We start from the raw sequence: 18849 nt of genomic DNA on the forward strand, positions 1-18849 counted from the left end.
CATATGAATTTGTGATTTTTTGACGTTTGAGAAGAAATGATACTAAAAAGAGATAAGCAGTTTTTATCAGCTCACCTCTTAGGTAATTTGTATTTATAGAACCGGAAACGATTATTATCTTTTTCGATTAATTAAACTTGTGATTTTTCTTAATGGTTTAGTAATTCGCCATGAACGGCTCTTTTGAATCGTTAAATATTTCTGTTCAAAGAACTTAATTTCTTGTACTGCATCCTTTTTCTCTTCTTCTAATTTTTTCTTTTCTTTAACAACATTATCCTTTTCTTTCTTTATCTTCACTTTTTGTCGTTTAAATGTTTCTTTTTCGCGTTTTAGCCTTGAAATATCTTGATTGAGACTTTCTATTCTATCTTCCACTTCTTGTTTTTGTTTTTTTAATTTATTATTTGACTTTTTTTCACTATTCAATGCAGCTTTAAGTTCAGCTTTTGATTCCCTTTGAATTTCAAATCCAATTTTCACTGGTTTTTCCCAAGGATATTCTTCAACTTTATTCACTTTTGCATCCGCTGGCCCTTGATAGCATATATCTTTGAAATTATCTACCTTATCTTTGTCTGTACTTGCAACTACCACCATTGTTTTTCCATATTCGATTCTTTTTGTATAACCGTGCAATTGATATTGTAAAGCCTTCTTTCTTACCCAAGCTTTGTAACCTACTCCTGTTATTTCTCCATAGACAATATACTTTTTGCCATATGTTTTTTCTAATGAAGGAGGAGGTAAAACCTTCAACTGCTTCGTTGATATATTATTAAGTGGTGCTAATAAACTGTCAAAATCGAAATAAAGATTTGTCTTTCTTGAATTTATTGTTTCAGGAAAATAATAATCAATTATTGGCTTTATTACATCACGAGCTTCTCCTTCCATTGGAAATAGATGTAGACCTAACATAGGCTTAGTGTTAATTTCAATTATAACTCCAGAGTTATTTTCCTTATCAACAATCATATCTAATCCACATATATCTAAACCTGGGACCGCCTGAGACGCCCTACTAGCCATATCTCTTAATTCATTAGTCAACTGATCGGTTACATCAATCGGGTCCCCACCTGTAGAAACATTACTCTTGCTTCTTAGAAAAATTCTTTCCCCATCTTTTGGTATGCTTTCTAATTGATAACCTAGAGACTGAATTGAATTTAATACCTCTTTATCAATCTTAATAGTTTTTTTAGAAAGATTTGGATTAATCTTTTTCTCTTTATTTTTTAATGTTATTAACTCCTCAATGGTTTTTTTTCCATTTCCCGTCACATTTGCTGGAATTCTATTGACAGCACCTATTACTTCCCCATTAATAAGTAAAATGCGGTATTCTACCCCTGGTATATACTTCTCTACTATCACGTCTTGATAATTAAGGTCGTCACGTACATGAATTAAAGACTCTTTTAATTCTTCTTCGGAATTTATATTGGAGAATACTCCTTTTCCAGCATTTAAATTTGTGGGTTTTAGAACGACAGGGTATCCCATCCGTTTTGCATAGCTTAAAATTTCCGTGATGCTACAAATTACTTCAAATCTCTTTCCTTCTGGCACAGAAACTCCCGCTTTTGTTAAATACCTTTTTGTTTCATCCTTATTCTCACATATTTTATCTGCTTCATTCGATAATTTATCTCCTTTAGATCCTTCAAATTTACTTTCTCTTCCCTTAAAATTTAAAGAATATCGGACTAACACTTTATTATCCATGTTGTCAATGTTAAAAAAGTTTATCGTTATACCTCGTCTCCATGCTTCCAATGCAATAAAATACATACTAAGTTTATTTCCATACCCTTCTACAGGGACAGCGTATTGTAAATGTTTAAACCAATTTACGTTCTGCTTTGCCATTTTAAACCATCTCCAATTCAGCAATCTTATAGGAATAATTATTATTCCTATCGTTTTTGATAGCTTTGGTCTTTTTATTTAGAAAAAAAGGACTCGTATTTATACGTGTCCACAACAGCTTAACATTATCATTCCGAGACAGATCACTCTCATTAACATTTACAAAACTCCGGATCCTTATCCAAACTAAAAGTACCTACCTATTTCACATATATATTCTTAATTTATATATAAATTAAGGGTATTACTAAATAATTTAAACTAAACTTTACTAGCCCTTTTATTTGGACCTTATAAACCTTTTCACTATATCTAATACATTCCTTAGAGGGGACGTGTACCTCCATAGTCTACTACCTTTTATCTGGCTATATCTTTTTCTGAAAAAATCTCTTTCTTTTTCAATCTCTTCTTTTTCCTTTTCGATTTGCTTAACTTCTTCAATAGTTAAACTTCTATTGATTTCAAATCCTATCTTTATTGGTGAATGCCAATCCTGTTCAACAACTTCTGTAACTTGGGATTTTTTATTACCTTCTAAACAAATACTTTTAAATTCACTTACTTCTTTTTCATCTGTTGATGCAACTACTACAGAAATATCACCATTTCCCAGGTCTTCTGCAAATCCATGCATACGACTTAGTAATGCCTGCCTTTTAATCCATACTTTATACCCTACGTTTTGCACTTTTCCAGATATAATATATTTTTTTGCATATACCTTACCTACGGGAAGTGAAGACACCTCAACGGTTGTTGCTGTTCTGTTTTCCAAAGGTTCCAATATACTATTAAAGTCAAAATAAAGATCAGATCTATCAATATCTTTCGTCTCAGGGAAATAATAATCAACTATTTCTTTAGGTAGATCCCGAGGTTTCCCTTGTACTGGGAATAAATGACCACCTAGACCTGGCTTAGTATTAGCCTCTATAATTACTCCTGAATCATTTTCACTATTAACAATCATATCCATCCCACTTACAGTTAATCCAGGTATCGCGTTCGTGCCATCTATCGCAATTTGTTTTAATTCAGGTGATAACACATCAGTCAAGTCTACAGAGTCTCCTCCTGTAGAAAGATTACTGGTTAACCTCAAAGGTACAACTTCACCTTCTTTAGGTACACTTTTTAAGGTATAGTTATTTGAATGAAGCAAATCAATTACTGTTTTATCAATTTTTATATTCCTACTTTTTAAATGAGGATTTGCTTTCCGTTCATTATTTTTATTTCTTACTAATTCTCTAATCGTATCAACCCCATTACCGATTACATTTGCCGGAACTCTGTTAAGAGCGCCAACAACCTTATTATCAACGACAACAACCCGGTATTCATTTCCAGCTACATAAGTTTCTACCATAACCTCTAGATAATCTAGTTCATAACGAACATAATTTAAAGCATCTTTAAAAGCGTCTAAACTATGAATATTAGAGAAGACACCTTTGCCCCCATTTGCATTTATTGGTTTTAATACTAAAGGGAACCCCAGTTCATTTGCGTAATCTATTATTTCTTTATCCTCGACATCTTCAGAAAAACTTTTCCCTTTTGGTATTGGAACACCAGCTTTTGATAGATATTCTTTTGTGAGATATTTGTCGTCACAAATTTCGTAGGCCAAATCTGTAATCTTATCGCCTTTAGATGACTCAAACCGATGCTCTTTATCTTCGGAGCTAAGTGAGTATCTGATTTTTAATTTATTTTCAGGATTGTCAATGGTATAAAACTTTAGCTTAAGCCCTCTTCTCCAACCTTCCAAAGCTATTGTATACATGCTTAATTTCTTACCATATCCAGTAACTGGTACCGCATTTTTAAGATGCGGCAACCATTTAACTTCAGTTCCCTCCATCGCTCTTTCCTCCTAAAATGTCTACTTCAATCTTACATAATTTATATATAATCTCGATTAAGAAGCTAACTACTTTTAAACTAACATCAACTATTTCCTATATAACAGGACATTACACGCTAAGATTAACAGATCTATTTCAGAATTTAAATTCCAATTATTACCATCATAGCATTGTTAGCGTGACCTCACTTCTCTTATTTTACCTCCTAAATAACGAAGAGGTGATGTTAATTTCCAAATACGGCTTTTCTGAACCATTTTTATTCTATTTCCAATCCGATTTTGTTCTTTTTCAACCAACTTAAGCTCTTTTTTTATGTCCTGTATCTTAATTTCCAACTCTCTAACACTCATAGAGTTATATTCATTCATTAGTTCAAAGCCTATCTTGATTGGAAGTTTCCAATCTTCTTCGGAAATACTCGAAATTTGAGATTGTAGTATTTTGTGATTTAGTATAGTCAAAAATTCGTCAGCATCTGCCTGGGTCTCGCCAGCTATTACAACTTCTATATTCTCATCATCAATCCTTCTAATAAAGCCATTTAAATTACTTTCAAACACTTTTCTTTGAAGCCATTGATGATATCGTATAGGTTCTATATCACCTGAAATTAAATACCTTTTTGCTACAAGTTTCTTATTAATGAGTGGTGCAACTACTACCTCTCTTGTCGTTCCACCTGCTAAAGTATCTTGAATACTTCTAAAGTCAAAATAAACATTTGCATCCTCAGTAGATATTCCTTTTGTTTCAGGAAAATAAAAATCAATAATTTTTTTTGGTATATCCTTTGCTTTACCCTCCACAGGGAATAAATGGGATCCTATACCGGGTCTAGTATTAAGTTCTAGTACCATGCTTGTATCATTTTCTTTATTAATTATCATATCAACACCGCAATGCGTTAATCCTGGTATAGCTTTCACTGCATTAATTGCAATACCTCTTTGTTCAGTTGTTAGTTCTGAAGTAACTTCTATGGGGTCTCCCCCAGTTGTGATGTTGCTGGTTTTTCTAAGGAAAATTCTTTCTCCTGCTTTAGGTATGCTATCCAAGCTATACCCTGCAGCTTGAATTAGCTTTTTGACTTCCGAATCAACTTTTATAGGCCGAAAATATAAATGGGGAATATTCTTTCTAAATTGGTTTTTAGCTTCAATTAATTTATTAATTGTATTTATGCCATCTCCAACTACATTGGCAGATCTTCTTTGTACGGCTCCTATAACCTTGCCTTCAAGCACGTAAACGCGTACCTCATCTCCCATTACAAATTGCTCAACCACTACATTTTTAAATCCCAACTCATTTCGATTATAAGCCAACGCATTCTTTAGTTCTGTGTTAGTTTTAATATTGACGATTACTCCTTTACCACCGTAACCATCAATTGGTTTTAACACTACTGGAAAGTTAATTGATTGCCCAAATTTAATTATTTCTTCTTCTGTTTTATCTGAATCAAATCCTCTTCCCTGGGGTACTGGTATTCCAGAATTATTTAAGCGCATTTTTGTCAAACTCTTGTCGTCACAGATTGTAATTGCCTCAACAGAATTCTTATCCCCACCAGCGCCATCAAAATGATGAACTCTATCTTTATAACTCAAGGAGTATTGAATATCAGGTTTATTGTTGTTATTATATTTATAAAACTTTAGGTTTAATCCTCTTCTCCATCCTTCTAAAGCTATTGTATACATACTAATCCTATTTCTTTGTGCTTCAATAGGTATTGTATTTATAAGATGTGGTAACCAACCTTTTTGAGTATATCCCACTAAAATACTTCCTTCCAATTCTTTTAAAAATGTTTAACGGATTTCCAATGCACCCATTCTAATCACGTTTAAATGTTTTAACAACATTACGTAATGGCAAAGTATATCTCCAACTTTTACTTTGTTCAATACTATCTAATTTTTTCTTTGTTTGTTTTTTTTGGTGAACCAACTCTTTATTTTTTTCCTTTTCTGCATTAAGTTTCTTTCTCACTTTCTTTATATGTGAAGATGTATTTCTTATTTCAAAACCCATTTTAACAGGTTTATTCCATTCCTCTTCGTCAACTGTTTTTACGTTCATTTTTTTTGGTGTGTCTTCCTTAATTGTATCTATAAACTGTTGGACTCGTTCTTTATCTCCAGCTACCACAATAAAAACATTTTTGTTTTTAAGATTTTTCACATAACCATTTAACCTTCTGTCAACCGCTCTATCATAAACCCATTTCCTAAAACCGACTCGCTGTACTTTTCCTGAAACTGTCATTTTTTTAATTACCGAATTTTCACTTGGCATCGGTGGTACAACAACTTCTTCTACAACTCCACTTTTAAGAAATTTTACAATGCTTTCATAATTAAAGTAAAATTTGCTAATTTCATTTTTAGTATTATCACAAATAGACTCAGGGAAATAATAATCAACTATTGCCTTTGAAATATTTCTTGCTTTCCCCACTACAGGAAATAAGCTACCGCCAATATTTGGTCTAGAGTTAAGTTCGAGCACATAATTGGTTCCCTTTTCTCTGTCAATCATTATATCCACACCACAAACCGGTAACTCTGGTAGAGCCTTTACTGCTTTAACAGCAACACACTTGTCTTCCGGTGTTAATTCGTCAGTTACTTCCACTGTGTCTGCTCCAGCAGAAGCAATAGTACTTTCATTTAAAAATACTCTTTCCCCCTTATTTAGAATTGTTTCTAGCAAATAGTCTTTTTCCCTAAGAAATTCTTTCATCTCAGCATTAATTTTAATTTGAGAACCGCCAACATGTGGGTTTTTTTCCTGTTACTGTTTTTTAGTTCTATTAATTCCTTTATTGTATGTTTCCCATCTCCAATAACATTAGCAGCAATTCTTTTAAATGCGCTTACTACTTGATCTCCAACAACAAATAACCGGGTATCTTCTCCAGTAACTTGCTGCTCAACAATAATTTCCTTATAGCCCTTATTCCCGCGTAAATGCTTCAAATTTTCGGAAAATGTTTCTTCATCATAAATATTAGTGGTTACACCGATCCCCAAACTTGCACTTACAGGCTTAATTACTAATGGGTATTCAAGGGTTTTAGCATAATTAATAATTTCATCATCCTCATTTTCCCCACTAAAACTTCTTCCTTGAGGAGTAGGTATATCCGCTTTTAACAAATAATCTTTAGTATTTTTTTTGCTTCTAGTGATGTTTCTTGTTTCTTTTGGAACAAATTCCGCTAAAGATAATTGAAATTTTATTTCTCTTTCTTCATTACTTAATGAATATCTAATTTTCACTCGATTTTTAATATATTTCTTAAAAAACTTTAATTTTAACCCTCGTTTCCATCCCTCTAATGCGACAGAAAACATCGTTGCGTTAGCGCCATAGGCACTTTCAGGTACTATTTCTATAAGTTGATCCAGTGATTTATCTTCTATACCTTTCATCATAATCATTCCTTTTTCAGAAAATAGTATTTACTTAGGGAGCTTTTAGGAACGAAACAAGCTTTTAACAGCACCGGTGAATTTTCTAACTAGGTAAGTGCTCTTCCATATACGGCTATTTAACATATTCTCATATTGTCGGTCAATAAATTTCTTCTCTTTTTTTGCTTGGATTAATTCTTCTTGGAGTTTTTTTATATTAACTACGAGTTCTTTGCTTTCCTCTTGTATATCAAATCCTAATTTAACCGGTTTATCCCAAATATCCTCGTTAATTCGTACCACTTCAGCTAAATTAGTTTCGTGAATAGTATCTTTAAATTGGTTCACTGATAATTCATCAAATCCTGCAATTATTACTTCAATATCATTATTATCAAGTTTATTTATAAAACCTATCAAGTTTTGCTCTATAGCTTGTATTCGGAGCCAGTGATGATATTCAAGGGTTTGCACATCTCCGGAAACCGTATATTTTTTTCCAAAAAAATTCTTTTGTTGAAGAGATACTACTTCAGTTATTACAGCTGTTTTATTAGCTAAAGGTGACAATGCTTCTCTTAAGTCAAAATAAACCTTTGGTATTATTTTGGGGGTGTTTTTTGTTCCTGGAAAATAATAATCTATAATTGCAGCAGGAATATTACGCGGCTCACCTTTCATAGGATATAAAAGAGATCCTATCTGTGCTGTTGGATTGAGCTCCAGCACGACTCCAGATTCTTCGACAGGTTTATTGGAATGTACAATAAGATCGACAGCTCCGTGATTTAAACCAGGCACTGCATACAGTGCCTTAACTGCAGTGTCCTTGATTGCTATGGGCAATTCATCTAAAACGTCTATCGGGTCACCGCCTAAGGAAATATTACTCTTTTCACTTAGGTAAATTTGTTCATCTTTTTTCAGTATACTATTTATGGTATATCCTGTTTTGTCAATAATATTTTCCGTCTCATAACCTATATTAATCGGGCAACTGATAAGGCGGGGATTCATACTTCTTTCTTCATTTTTATTGGCTATTAATGTCTCTATAGAACTTATTCCATCCCCGACAACGTTAGCAGGAATTCTATTTATTGCACCTACTACCTTATTATCTACAACATAAATACGATATTCTTTTCCTGGAATGTATTGTTCTACTATCACGTCTTTATACTTTAGTTCGGACCGTACATAAGTAAGAGCATAATCCAAGTCTTTATCACTTTGAATATTTGTAACTATACCTCTACCAAAGCTTCCGTCAGTCGGTTTAATTACAACCGGATAGCCTATAGAAGAAACATAATTTCGAATAACATCGTCTGGCTGATCCTCTTCAAATTGCTTCCCTTGCGGAACAGGCACACCTTTCTTCTGCAATTCTTGCTTCGTTAGTTCCTTATCTTTTCCAATATCCACCGCTTCATTACTTACTTTATCCCCTCTAGTTCTGAAGAAATAATGTGTTTTCTCTTTAGAACTAAGCGAAAAAAGCTGACCAGGTTTATCGACAAACCATGTATTCATTTCACTGAATTTTTCGGAATCCTTTACATGCCATCTGAGTTTTAGACCCCTTCTCCAACCTTCAAGGGAAACTGCATAAGCATCAAGTAAATTACCATGGGCATCTGAAACAATTTCACTGGATAGATGCGGCAGCCACTCTGTGTTATTCTCTTCCATCGGATTTTCCTCCTAAAACGCTGGTCCATTCTTTATAATTTATTTAGTAAGACTTTCAATAAACGTTTTGTATTCTTCAAACTGTTTCCCATTCAATAAATCATTCGTTAGGCGTCCCTGTGCTTCTATGAAATAGTCCCCCAACCACTGATCGGTGAGTTGATCAAAGTCATCGTAGTTTCCCGGCTTTGGTGTGAATTCTCCGAATACCAAACCATCAGCTGACCTCAGGAAATCTATTCGTATAAATGGGGCTGGTATTTTAGCACTGATGGATGAAGCGAGCTCGATCTCGTCTGCTGAAATGCCTTTACCTTTAAATAGATCTTCATCATACTTGCCTGTTCGAATATGCTCACCCGTAGTGGTCCACCAACAGTATTTCATTTCCGGAACACGAGTGATTTCCAATATGATTCCAACTTTTCCATAGAAACAGTAGAATTTTATATCACTTGCAGGACGTTTCTCCTGTTTATTTTCAAAAATAAGCTCTTCGATAAACCATTCATCATTCATTACCCAGTCTGACGTGAGGTCTGTCTTCATCGTTTCAATAAGGGAATCCCAGCTGTCAATCGTTTTCGATCGCTTTATATCTATTATATCATTTAATGAATAGACAAGATATACACCACGAGAACCAGCGCCATCCGCTGGTTTTATGACAATACCTTCTTCTTTAGGAATTTCCGTGTGCTTATATTTTTTATCTGAAGTCCATGGTTTTCTTACACCAAGCCTGTCCATGAATGTATAGGCGTCTTGCTTTTCATCCAATACCCATTCCGGCAAGGATTCTGTCAATTGTTTTTGTCTGATCCGCATATTTAGGCTTGCTCGGAAAGAAGCGGCTTGTTTTAATGGGATACTTTCATCATCTAACCCTGCTCGCATCATAAATTCAGGGATTTCTTCTATTTTTAATCCTGAAAGTATGTTCGAGTAGATCAAGTTTCGGTATTCCGTTTTTTCATTCATAAACAGTCTGGCTGCGTAATGTAATGCATGGGTATAATTGGTCTCTTGTTGTTTCTTCTTTTGAACCGCTTCATCTATAAAGCCCATTAGTTTTCCTTCATCTTTTGTATCTTTCATGACCTCGTGTACTTGATTGCTATCCAGTTTGCGGTCATCGAACATGGCCTCATTTAATTGTTCTCTTGTTGCGTACAGTTCTTTTTGTGTTTCCTGAAGATTTGCTTCCAGTTCTTTAATATATTGTTTGCTTTCTGCTGTTTTTGAAAAAAGTTTATTCCATTTTCGTAATGGCTTTGAATATCTCCATGTACTGCTGTTATCTATTTGTTTGGTTTTCTTTTCATGGGTTTTTCTTTCTTTTTCTGCCTTTGTTATCGCAGCTTCTTTATTGATTAGTAATTTTACTAATTCCTGCTCTTTTTCATGTTCTGACTGGTGTGGAGGCTGTGATGAATGATCTTCATCTTGCTTTTCCTGCTCATTATTCACTTCGTTATTTGTCGTCACGTCAACCACCCCCTTTTGCATCACTTTGTACGTATGGGTTATCGTCCACGAACCAATTTTCTAGCTGTGAGGCGTATGCTTCCCTATCTGTAACTGCATCTGCCCAATTGTCACTGGCTAGTTTAATCGATTTTAACTCCCTTGTATGGTATTTCTTCAGTGTTTCTCGTATCTGTAGGTTTAATGGATACCATTTCCCTCTTTTGCCAAAATAAGCCACGAGATGACGTGCGCACCGTCTCAGGTTGTACCCGTTTGGTGGTTGATCCACGACTACTCGAACCATCCTTGGAGCCACATTCGGAATGTACGTTTGCTGTTCCTGCAAGATTTGCGGATGTTTAACAATGAGAATATCGCAAGTAATATGCTCGCCATAAACGAGCAATGGAACGTTGTTTGCATCCATCGCTTCCCGTAGTTGCGGATTTAGCTCTTCTTGCATCGAAAAATCATACCTTGCCATTTGGATGAGGCCTGTACGGAGTCCCATTTTGGTTTGTGTTTTCATTTCTTCAATGGTAGATAAATGAGTTTCGTCTGCCAATCTAAAATCAGAGACAATCACGACATCAAAGTGGCGACTTCCGGATGGCTTGATTTCCCGGTTCGTCCACATCGGTTCAGGTACCGGAAAAGGTCTTCTCCCTTGAGGATAAGAATAATGTAATGTATCCGCCTTTTGATGATATTGCCTGTGCACTTCCGCATATTCTTTGCGTACGCCCTTTAAAAATCCATTATAGCCAAACGCTGAGCTTCCTGTAAGGGAACCCATCGACTGTCTCGGGAATGATAATGGGCCGGTTTTAAGATCGATCATACTTTTTTCACCGAAAACAGCTATTATACGGCGTTTGAATTCACTATCTGCAGCAAATCGGACACTGTCCCAGTATCCAATTTCTTCTGTTACAGGAACACGCCTGAACATGAGGGAAGACATATTGGAAAAAATATAATTTCCCGGTGTCCCCCTGCGATAGACTTTAAGTTCTTCCGTTAATCGTGTTTGTTCTGAAGTGTTTGCGATGATTTGTTTGTTTTTTATTAAATGCTTGACTTGTGTTTCAATTTTTTCTGCATGGGACCAATCATCTGCATCATTGATCGTTACAAACTCACCAGTTGCTGCTTTCAGCGCAATATTACGAGCAACATATGGACCACTATTAACTGGTGTTGTCAATAGTTTTACTCTGGAGTCTTTTTTCATGTATGCCTTTATTACATCCACTGTATTATCAAGGCTGCAATCATCGACGACAAGTAGCTCAAGATTTTGCCAGGTTTGTGACAGCATAGACTCAATCGCTGTTCCTATCCCCTTTTCGGCATTGTATGCAGGGATAATAACAGATACTTTCGGTCCTTCTTCTAGAGTTTTGCCTATAGACTTTGTTGTGAGATCTTCATAAGTTGCCGTTTCTTCTTCGCTTGAAGCAAAAAAAACTGGTTGAATGCCATATACGTCCAAGGATTTATTCATCCATTTCACGCGTTCTTTCAGTGTTTCCTCTAGGTTAGCTGCTGCCAAATATAAATCCGGATGCTTTTGCAGTGCTAATGCTGCTTTTATAACGCGTTTTCCCGCCTCTATTTCATGCAACCTATCAAGGCATTCCGCTTTTATGATGGCTGCTTTTCTTAGATAATCCTGATCTTTTCCCCCACTAATTGCGGCAGGAATATATTCCAGAGCTTGACGCGCACCATCCTTGGTGTATTTATTGGCATGCCATAAGGTGAGTTCCCAGGCGATTGCTTGTTTGACATATCGACTTTCTGTTTCTTTATATAAACTTTCCAGATCAGTTAAAACTTTCTCCGTAAATCCTAAATCATATAGTTGGTATTTATATTTTTTTAATTGATTTGCTGCTTTTTTTCGTTTGTATGATTTACTATAGACTTGTTTTATATTTCTTCTTCCGAGCATATAAGCGACAGTTGCTCTTATGGAACTTTTAAATTTTTTTGGCAATCCCATAAGACGCCAAATTTTGCTTTGTTTAACAGCATTAAAGGATCCCTGCATTTCGTTTAATTTTTTTCTCGACGTTTCATTTTGTGCTTCTTTTTCTTTAAGTTCGTTGTCTAATTTAGTTAGTCGATCCTTCAAGTCGGCAGTCCTATTCATAATTACCAGCTCTATTCTGCCAGTTCTCATCAGCCAAATTGATAGCCTTGAGTTCATCTTGATGATTTGTAATTAACGATTCTCGGATGCTTGAATGTAATGGATACCAGATTCCGGGGTTGTCAAAATATGCCTCCAACTGGCTAAGACAGTGTTCCACGTTGTAAAATCTCTTTTCTCCTTGTGTTGGCAATTGATTTACGATCACATGGATATTGCCTGCATCTACCTGAGGGATATATTGTTGCCAATCCTCCAGAACAACCGGGTTTATAATATGCAGGTCCTTCGTGGTGATTTTCTCCCCATAGACAACCATTTGGATTTGATCACCATCAAGTAAATTTCGCACATCTTTATCGATAGTATTTTCTATGTCTAAATCATACTGGTACATTTGAATTAATCCGAGACGAATGCCCGCTGCTTTCTGCCTTTGTATTTCTTCGATCACCGTAGAATTTTCTTCTAAGATTCGAAAATCAGAAGCAATAATTGCGTCAAAAGACCGTCTGCCTGAAGGCTTGTTCTCCCTATTTGGCCACATTGGTTCAGGTACTGGGAATGGCCGTTCATCTTGAGGATACGGGTAGTAAAACGTGTCAGTACGAGCATGATGAAATTCAAGACTTTCTACATATTCCTTGCGTACTCCCATGAAAAATCCATTATAGCCAAATGCTGAACTGCCAGTTAAGGAGGCTACCGACTGCCTTGGCAATGATAATGGTCCAGTGTTCAAATCAACGTAGCTATTTTTTCCGAAAGCCTTGATCAGGCGGCGCTTAAATTCACCATCTGCAGCAAAACGAACACTGTCCCAGGATCCAAGCTCTTGGACGACTGGTTCACGCCGGAACATTAAGGAGGACATATTAGGGAATATATAGATTCCTGGCGTTCCTCTGCGGTATAATTTCAGGTCTTCGGTTAACCTCGCGTGTTCGGAGGTGTTTGCTATTGTCTCCTTGTTCTCTATTAAATGGGTGACCTGTTTTTCAATTTTTTCTGCATGGGACCAATCATCTGCATCATTGACCGTTACATATTCTCCAGTTGCCTCTTTTAATGCGATATTTCTGGCTACATAAGGCCCGCTGTTTGTTGGGGTTGAAAGAAATATGACCCTGGAATCCTTTTGACTGTATTCTTTAATCACTTCTGCAGTGTTATCCGGGCTACAGTCATCTACCGCCAGCAGTTCGATATTCTGCCACGTTTGGTTCAGAATGGATTCAATGGCAATACGGACTCCTGATTCTGCATTAAAAGCTGGTAATATCACAGATACTTTTGGTCCTTCTTCTATTTTCTTATCTATCGGCTCTGTTTTTAAATCGTCATAGGTTACCGTTTCATTGTTTGTTGAAAATAGAATAGGTTGAATGTTATAGACGTTTAATGCTTGGTTGATCCATTCTACACGTTCATCTATGCTTTCTTCCAAGTTTGCTGCTGCCATATACAAGTCGGGATGCTTTTGATTTTCCAGAGATTTTGTGATAATACGTTTTCCTTCTTCGATTTCATGTAGCATTTCGTGGCATTCTGCTTTTAAAATTGCTGCTTTTCTTAACTGGTTCTGGTCTTTTTCTCCGTCGATTGAAGGATCAATATATTCAAGCGCTTGACGTGCCCCGTCCTTGGTATATTTATTAGCATGCCATAATGTGAGTTCCCATGCAGCAAGTCGCTTCATATAAGAATCTCGACTTGCGGAATAGACCGTCTCCAACTCCGTGAGTCCTCTTTCAGTAAATCCAAGATTATAGAGGTGGTGTTTTATCCGTTTCAGCTTTTGCCTTTGGGCTTGTTTTTTGCCATTTTTCGTGATTTGCTTTAATTTTTCCTTCTGTTTGTCTGTAAACAAATTGGAAAGGAATGCTTTCTGTTTTTCAGACAGAAAAGTATATAAAAACCAATCCATTGAGCCGGTAATCATCTTCTTTATTAGACGAAACAATACCTCACCACCTACGTAAAATCTGCCGTTAACTGTCTTTTACTTTCTTTTTAACTTTTCCTTTTTTCTTGACACCCTGTGACTCTCTGTATTTATCTACAGCTTCCTCGGCACTTCCATCAAAGCGAACTTGTCCTTGTTCCATCCAGATGGCACGCGTACATATCTGCTCAACAAAGCTCATACTATGTGTGACGATGATAACAGCTTTGGCACGCTCCATCATATCCTGGATTCGTTCACTCGCCTTTTGCCTAAAAGCCATATCCCCGGTGGATAGTGCTTCATCAATGATAAATATATCCGGTTTTAAAATGGCAGCAATACTGAAACCAAGTCTTGACTTCATACCACTGGAATAGTCTTTCACCGGTTTATCAATTGATTTTTCTAAGCCGGAGAATTCCACGATTTCATCATAGTTTTTTGCGATCCTCTTTTTGGGAATTCCTAAGAGCAGTGCATTTAAATAAATATTGTCATGTCCAGTCAACTGCGCATTAAATCCGGTCCCATAACCAAGCAGAGCAGAAGTTTCTCCATTAATTTCGATTTGTCCCTCGTCAGGTGCAAGGATTCTTGTTAACACCTTACATAATGTACTTTTGCCTGCACCGTTGTGGCCAATGATTCCTACAACTTCGCCTTCTTTTACGTCAAAGTTGACATCTTTCAGCGCCCAGAACGTGCCGGTATTCAATTTATAGGAAATACCGACATTTTCTGCTTTAACGACCGTGTTACCCGTTTGGACTGTCTCTGTTTTCTCCAATTGCAGATTACGCTGTTTTCTTGGGGGTAGTGGAGGAACCGTTGCTTTATAATTCTCAATGATCTCTTTTGGATCACCAACTTCTCGGACAACGCCTCTGTCCAGCCAAATTAATCTGTCACAATTCCGCTCAGCGTAGCGTAGACTGTGGGTTACGATAATAACCATTTTCGCTTGCTTTACGAGTTCCTTCATTTTTTCGGATGCTTTTTTACTGAACTTCGCATCACCCGTATTTAATGCTTCATCCAGAATCAATATTTCCGGTTGCAAATGGGCAGCAACACTAAAACCTAGTCTTGCTTTCATCCCACTGGAATAATACTTCATCGGCTGGTCAATAAATTCGCCAAGATCGGAGAATTCGTGGATTTTATCAATATAACGGTTGATCAATTCCTTATCAATACCCAGCATCATTCCATTTAAGTAGACGTTATCGCGTCCGGTTAATTCCTTATTAAAGCCCATACCTAAGGAAAATAATGCAGTTACATTGCCGTCTACCTTCATTTCCCCTTGATCTTCACGAAGGATGCCTGCAATGATTTTACTAAGAGTTGTCTTTCCGGCACCATTCGAACCGATAATCCCGAGAATTTCACCCTGATGCCCTATAAAGTTAATATCCTTCAGCGGCCATATCGTTTCATCCTTATCTTTCTTGCCTTTTTTCTTAAACAAATCGAAAACAAGTGATTTATAGTCATCTTTTTTGGCCCCGAAGGACACCCCTATGTTTTTCGCTTTGATCACATCGGTATTGGTGGACTTGCTCTTTGTTTGTTCTTCTTGATTCGACACGTTAAAAACCCTCTTTTTTATAGTTGATGGTTTATAATGCTTTGATGATCTTGTGTTCATTTTTACTATAGTGACGTAGTATTAAAATTCCAGCGATTACAGAAATAATTAAAATAGTAAATAGCCCTATAAAATCCGGACTGTTTTGGTTCATAAGCACATCTCTATAAGCAGTTACGATAATGGCGATCGGATTAATATCCACGACCCAGCCATATTCTGGAGGCAAGCGTCCACCTGCCCAAATAATCGGTGATGCATAGAAAAATATCCGTGTTACGTAGGTAAGTACGTTGTCAATATCTCGAATAAACACCGTAATATAGCCTAAAAACAGCCCCACTGCTAATAAGAATACTAATTGAACGAGTATGATCAGCGGTAGATAAATGATGTTCCAGTCCGGCATGACCCCATATATTGCTAAAAATATGGCAACCACGATTAAACCGAATGCAAAGTTAAACATCTGTGAAATCGTGAAAGAGAGCGGAAACAGCGCTTTAGGCATGTACACCTGATTAATAATCGAACTATATCGTAAAATCGATTTGGAAGATGAGCCGACTGTCGAACTAATCATGCGCCATGCGACTAGCCCAATAACAAGGAATAACGGATAATTCTCCACATCATCGCCTCTACCTAATATAACAACAACTAAAAAGTAGTATACAAGCACATTCAACAGCGGATCCAGCAACCACCAAAAATAGCCCAAGTAGCTGTTTCTATGTTCCGCTTTTAATCCGGATTTCACGAGAAAATATAATAAGTCTTTTCGTTTTAGCATTTCCTGCAAATAAGTTTTCATAGATACAAATGACACCGCCTGTTTCTAACTATGACGCTACTAGTAGATTTTAATTTATTACTTTATTTTTCGAATGATTATATTTTTAACTGATTTAAATGCGTAGTTGGAAAAGTACCAAATACTTTTCCATAAACTTTGTTTTTCTATATGTCGGTATACGTTCCAATTTTGTCTTGCTGCTTTGAGTTTATTACTGGAAATGGAGTTCTCAACCAATCTGTATTTTGCCAGTACTTCTGGTAACCCGTAAGCTAGAAACCCTCTCTTTGTAAGGGTCAGCCAGAGTACATAATCCTGTCTTGTTCGGATATTGACCATTTCCACCTTGCCGATTTTATCTGTATCCAACATTACTGTCAAACAGCCAATAATACAATACTTCATTAGGTCATCATAATCGACATATTGTGGTGTATCGGTGACGGCCTTCGTTTCCGTGCCGTCTTCCTGGACGATGACATATTTCGTAAATGAAAAGGCAATGTCTTTTTCCTGCATAAATCGCAGCTGTTTCTCCAATTTATCCGCCGTCCACAGATCGTCACTGTCCAAAAAAGCGAAATAGCGTCCCTTCGCTGCCTCCATTGCTGTATTACGCGCAATAGCTGATCCGCTGTTTTCTTCAAGCTTTATCAATTTTATTCTATCGTCTTGTTCTTGATAGCCTTTAATATATTCCACTGTTCTATCCATGGAACGATCATCAACGAGGATCATCTCCCAATTGGAATAGGTTTGCCTCAGAGCAGATTCAATCGTTTGGCTTATGAATTTCTCTGCGTTATAAGCAGGGGTGATGATTGAAATTAAAGGGTTTTGTTTATTTTCCAATTTACTCAGCCCGATCCTTTTGCATGCTTTGATTTGTCAATTGATCATACCATGTAATCAGCTTGTTTTCTTCTGTATGCCAATTCAAGTATTTCATAACAGCTTTCCTTCCATTTTCGCCCATACGCTTTGCCACGTCTTGGTTATTTCTCAAGTATTCAATAGCTTGTTTAATTTCGGATTCGTCATACGGATCAACAGCGATCCCACATTCATATGTTTCCACAAATTCTTTCCATACAGGAAAATTAGAACATATAATAGGAAGTCCTGCATTCATATACTCAAAAAACTTCGTCAGTTCCTTTTTCATGTAATGCTCCGTTGGTGGGAATAGAGCTATCCCGGCCAGCCAATTACGGCTGAGATATCTTGCTTCCATGTCTTCTTTTTCAATAAAACGGTCGATTCCTTCTATCTCCAGATTGTCCTTTTTATTCCCGGCAACTGCATACATTTCATCTGCTAAGTCACTTGGACATTTTCCGACAAAATGGACGGAAACCGATTCGTCAATAAGCGGAATTTTCGCATGAATAAGCGCACCCCTAACGTGGGATACGTTACCAGTATACAACAATTTATCTTCTAATGGCGCGTCATTACGATTGTGATTTATAAAATTTTCATTAATCGTCGGGTAGTTTAATATACATTTTCCCCTTGGATAGATATCTTTATAATACTTTTCTGCTAGGCAAAGTTCCATTTCCCTGGAAAAAAACTTCTCCATATACTTGTACGTTGATGCTATTACTTTTTTAACGGGGGTAGACATATATTCTTTTTGCATAATGCTTGTAACATAATCTTCATGGATATCATAAATAACGACATTGTTTTTCCTTTTTAACAACCATGCGGCCGGCAGTAACTCCGGATCATGAAAATGATAGACATCAGCATCTAGGGTCTTCGCCTTTTTATATGCCTCAATCGTCCCGAAAATCATGCGTTTAAATCTACTTGTATATGTTTTGACAGGTATATGTTTTATTGGTTTATCTTGTGCAGTTTCCGTGTCAACTTGTGCGATCAGCGTTACGTCAAGGCCCGCATTGTATAGGGACAGGCATTCTTTATGATAAATCCGTGGGTCATACGGGTGATGTACGGTTGTCAGATGTACCACTCGTTTAGGAGCAGTCATACTCCATCATCTCCT

Annotated in this window: 13 protein-coding genes; all 13 read right to left on the reverse strand. The window is 36.5% G+C overall.

The window, feature by feature from the left end:
• Positions 1–114 precede the first annotated feature (114 nt).
• The 13 genes from OLD84_RS16740 to OLD84_RS16800 all read right to left on the reverse strand — a co-directional run bounded on the left by OLD84_RS16740 (position 115) and on the right by OLD84_RS16800 (position 18834).
• Complete coding sequence (locus tag OLD84_RS16740) at positions 115–1875, reverse strand: acylphosphatase (protein WP_209464519.1); 1761 nt, start codon at positions 1873–1875, stop codon at positions 115–117.
• Positions 1876–2155: 280 nt separating this feature from the next.
• A complete protein-coding gene (locus OLD84_RS16745) occupies positions 2156–3745 on the reverse strand; it encodes an acylphosphatase (protein ID WP_209464520.1) in 1590 nt (529 codons plus the stop codon).
• A gap of 177 nt (positions 3746–3922) precedes the next feature.
• Entirely contained in the window at positions 3923–5533 is a 1611-nt protein-coding gene (locus OLD84_RS16750) for an ATP-grasp domain-containing protein (RefSeq protein ID WP_209464521.1), read from the reverse strand.
• A gap of 58 nt (positions 5534–5591) precedes the next feature.
• On the reverse strand, positions 5592–6470 hold the full coding sequence (locus OLD84_RS16755; protein ID WP_209464522.1) for an acylphosphatase: 879 nt from the start codon (positions 6468–6470) through the stop codon (positions 5592–5594).
• Positions 6471–6496: 26 nt separating this feature from the next.
• Positions 6497–7195 (reverse strand): ATP-binding protein, encoded by a 699-nt coding sequence (locus tag OLD84_RS16760; protein WP_209464523.1) that lies wholly within the window; start codon positions 7193–7195, stop codon positions 6497–6499.
• Between the two features lie 42 nt (positions 7196–7237).
• A complete protein-coding gene (locus OLD84_RS16765; protein WP_209464524.1) occupies positions 7238–8869 on the reverse strand; it encodes an acylphosphatase in 1632 nt (543 codons plus the stop codon).
• 39 nt (positions 8870–8908) lie between these two features.
• On the reverse strand, positions 8909–10357 hold the full coding sequence (locus tag OLD84_RS16770) for an ATP-grasp fold amidoligase family protein (protein WP_264917237.1): 1449 nt from the start codon (positions 10355–10357) through the stop codon (positions 8909–8911).
• A gap of 1 nt (position 10358) precedes the next feature.
• Positions 10359–12497, reverse strand: coding sequence for a glycosyltransferase family 2 protein (locus OLD84_RS16775; RefSeq protein WP_209464526.1), 2139 nt, complete (start codon positions 12495–12497; stop codon positions 10359–10361).
• On the reverse strand, positions 12490–14460 hold the full coding sequence (locus OLD84_RS16780) for a glycosyltransferase family 2 protein (RefSeq protein ID WP_209464527.1): 1971 nt from the start codon (positions 14458–14460) through the stop codon (positions 12490–12492). The genes OLD84_RS16775 and OLD84_RS16780 overlap by 8 nt, the downstream gene beginning before the upstream one ends.
• Before the next feature lie 28 nt (positions 14461–14488).
• Entirely contained in the window at positions 14489–16096 is a 1608-nt protein-coding gene (locus tag OLD84_RS16785) for an ABC transporter ATP-binding protein (RefSeq protein WP_209464528.1), read from the reverse strand.
• Positions 16068–16850, reverse strand: coding sequence for an ABC transporter permease (locus tag OLD84_RS16790; protein ID WP_209464529.1), 783 nt, complete (start codon positions 16848–16850; stop codon positions 16068–16070). Before OLD84_RS16790 ends, OLD84_RS16785 begins: the two co-directional genes overlap by 29 nt.
• 57 nt (positions 16851–16907) lie before the next feature.
• Positions 16908–17684, reverse strand: a complete 777-nt coding sequence (locus OLD84_RS16795) for a glycosyltransferase family 2 protein (RefSeq protein WP_209464530.1) — start codon at positions 17682–17684, stop codon at positions 16908–16910.
• Position 17685: 1 nt separating this feature from the next.
• Entirely contained in the window at positions 17686–18834 is a 1149-nt protein-coding gene (locus OLD84_RS16800) for a glycosyltransferase (RefSeq protein ID WP_209464531.1), read from the reverse strand.
• Positions 18835–18849 lie beyond the last annotated feature (15 nt).

Source organism: Virgibacillus natechei (assembly GCF_026013645.1).
Lineage (GTDB): Bacteria > Bacillota > Bacilli > Bacillales > Amphibacillaceae > Virgibacillus_L > Virgibacillus_L natechei.

Bases quoted from the DNA above. Each gene is read 5' to 3' on its own strand.
- OLD84_RS16775 (WP_209464526.1), bottom strand. From the start codon at position 12,497: ATGAATAGGACTGCCGACTTGAAGGATCGACTAACTAAATTAGACAAC.
- OLD84_RS16760 (WP_209464523.1), bottom strand. From the start codon at position 7,195: ATGATGAAAGGTATAGAAGATAAATCACTGGATCAACTTATAGAAATA.
- OLD84_RS16745 (WP_209464520.1), bottom strand. From the start codon at position 3,745: ATGGAGGGAACTGAAGTTAAATGGTTGCCGCATCTTAAAAATGCGGTA.
- OLD84_RS16785 (WP_209464528.1), bottom strand. From the start codon at position 16,096: ATGAACACAAGATCATCAAAGCATTATAAACCATCAACTATAAAAAAG.
- OLD84_RS16790 (WP_209464529.1), bottom strand. From the start codon at position 16,850: ATGAAAACTTATTTGCAGGAAATGCTAAAACGAAAAGACTTATTATAT.
- OLD84_RS16765 (WP_209464524.1), bottom strand. From the start codon at position 8,869: ATGGAAGAGAATAACACAGAGTGGCTGCCGCATCTATCCAGTGAAATT.
- OLD84_RS16800 (WP_209464531.1), bottom strand. From the start codon at position 18,834: ATGACTGCTCCTAAACGAGTGGTACATCTGACAACCGTACATCACCCG.
- OLD84_RS16740 (WP_209464519.1), bottom strand. From the start codon at position 1,875: ATGGCAAAGCAGAACGTAAATTGGTTTAAACATTTACAATACGCTGTC.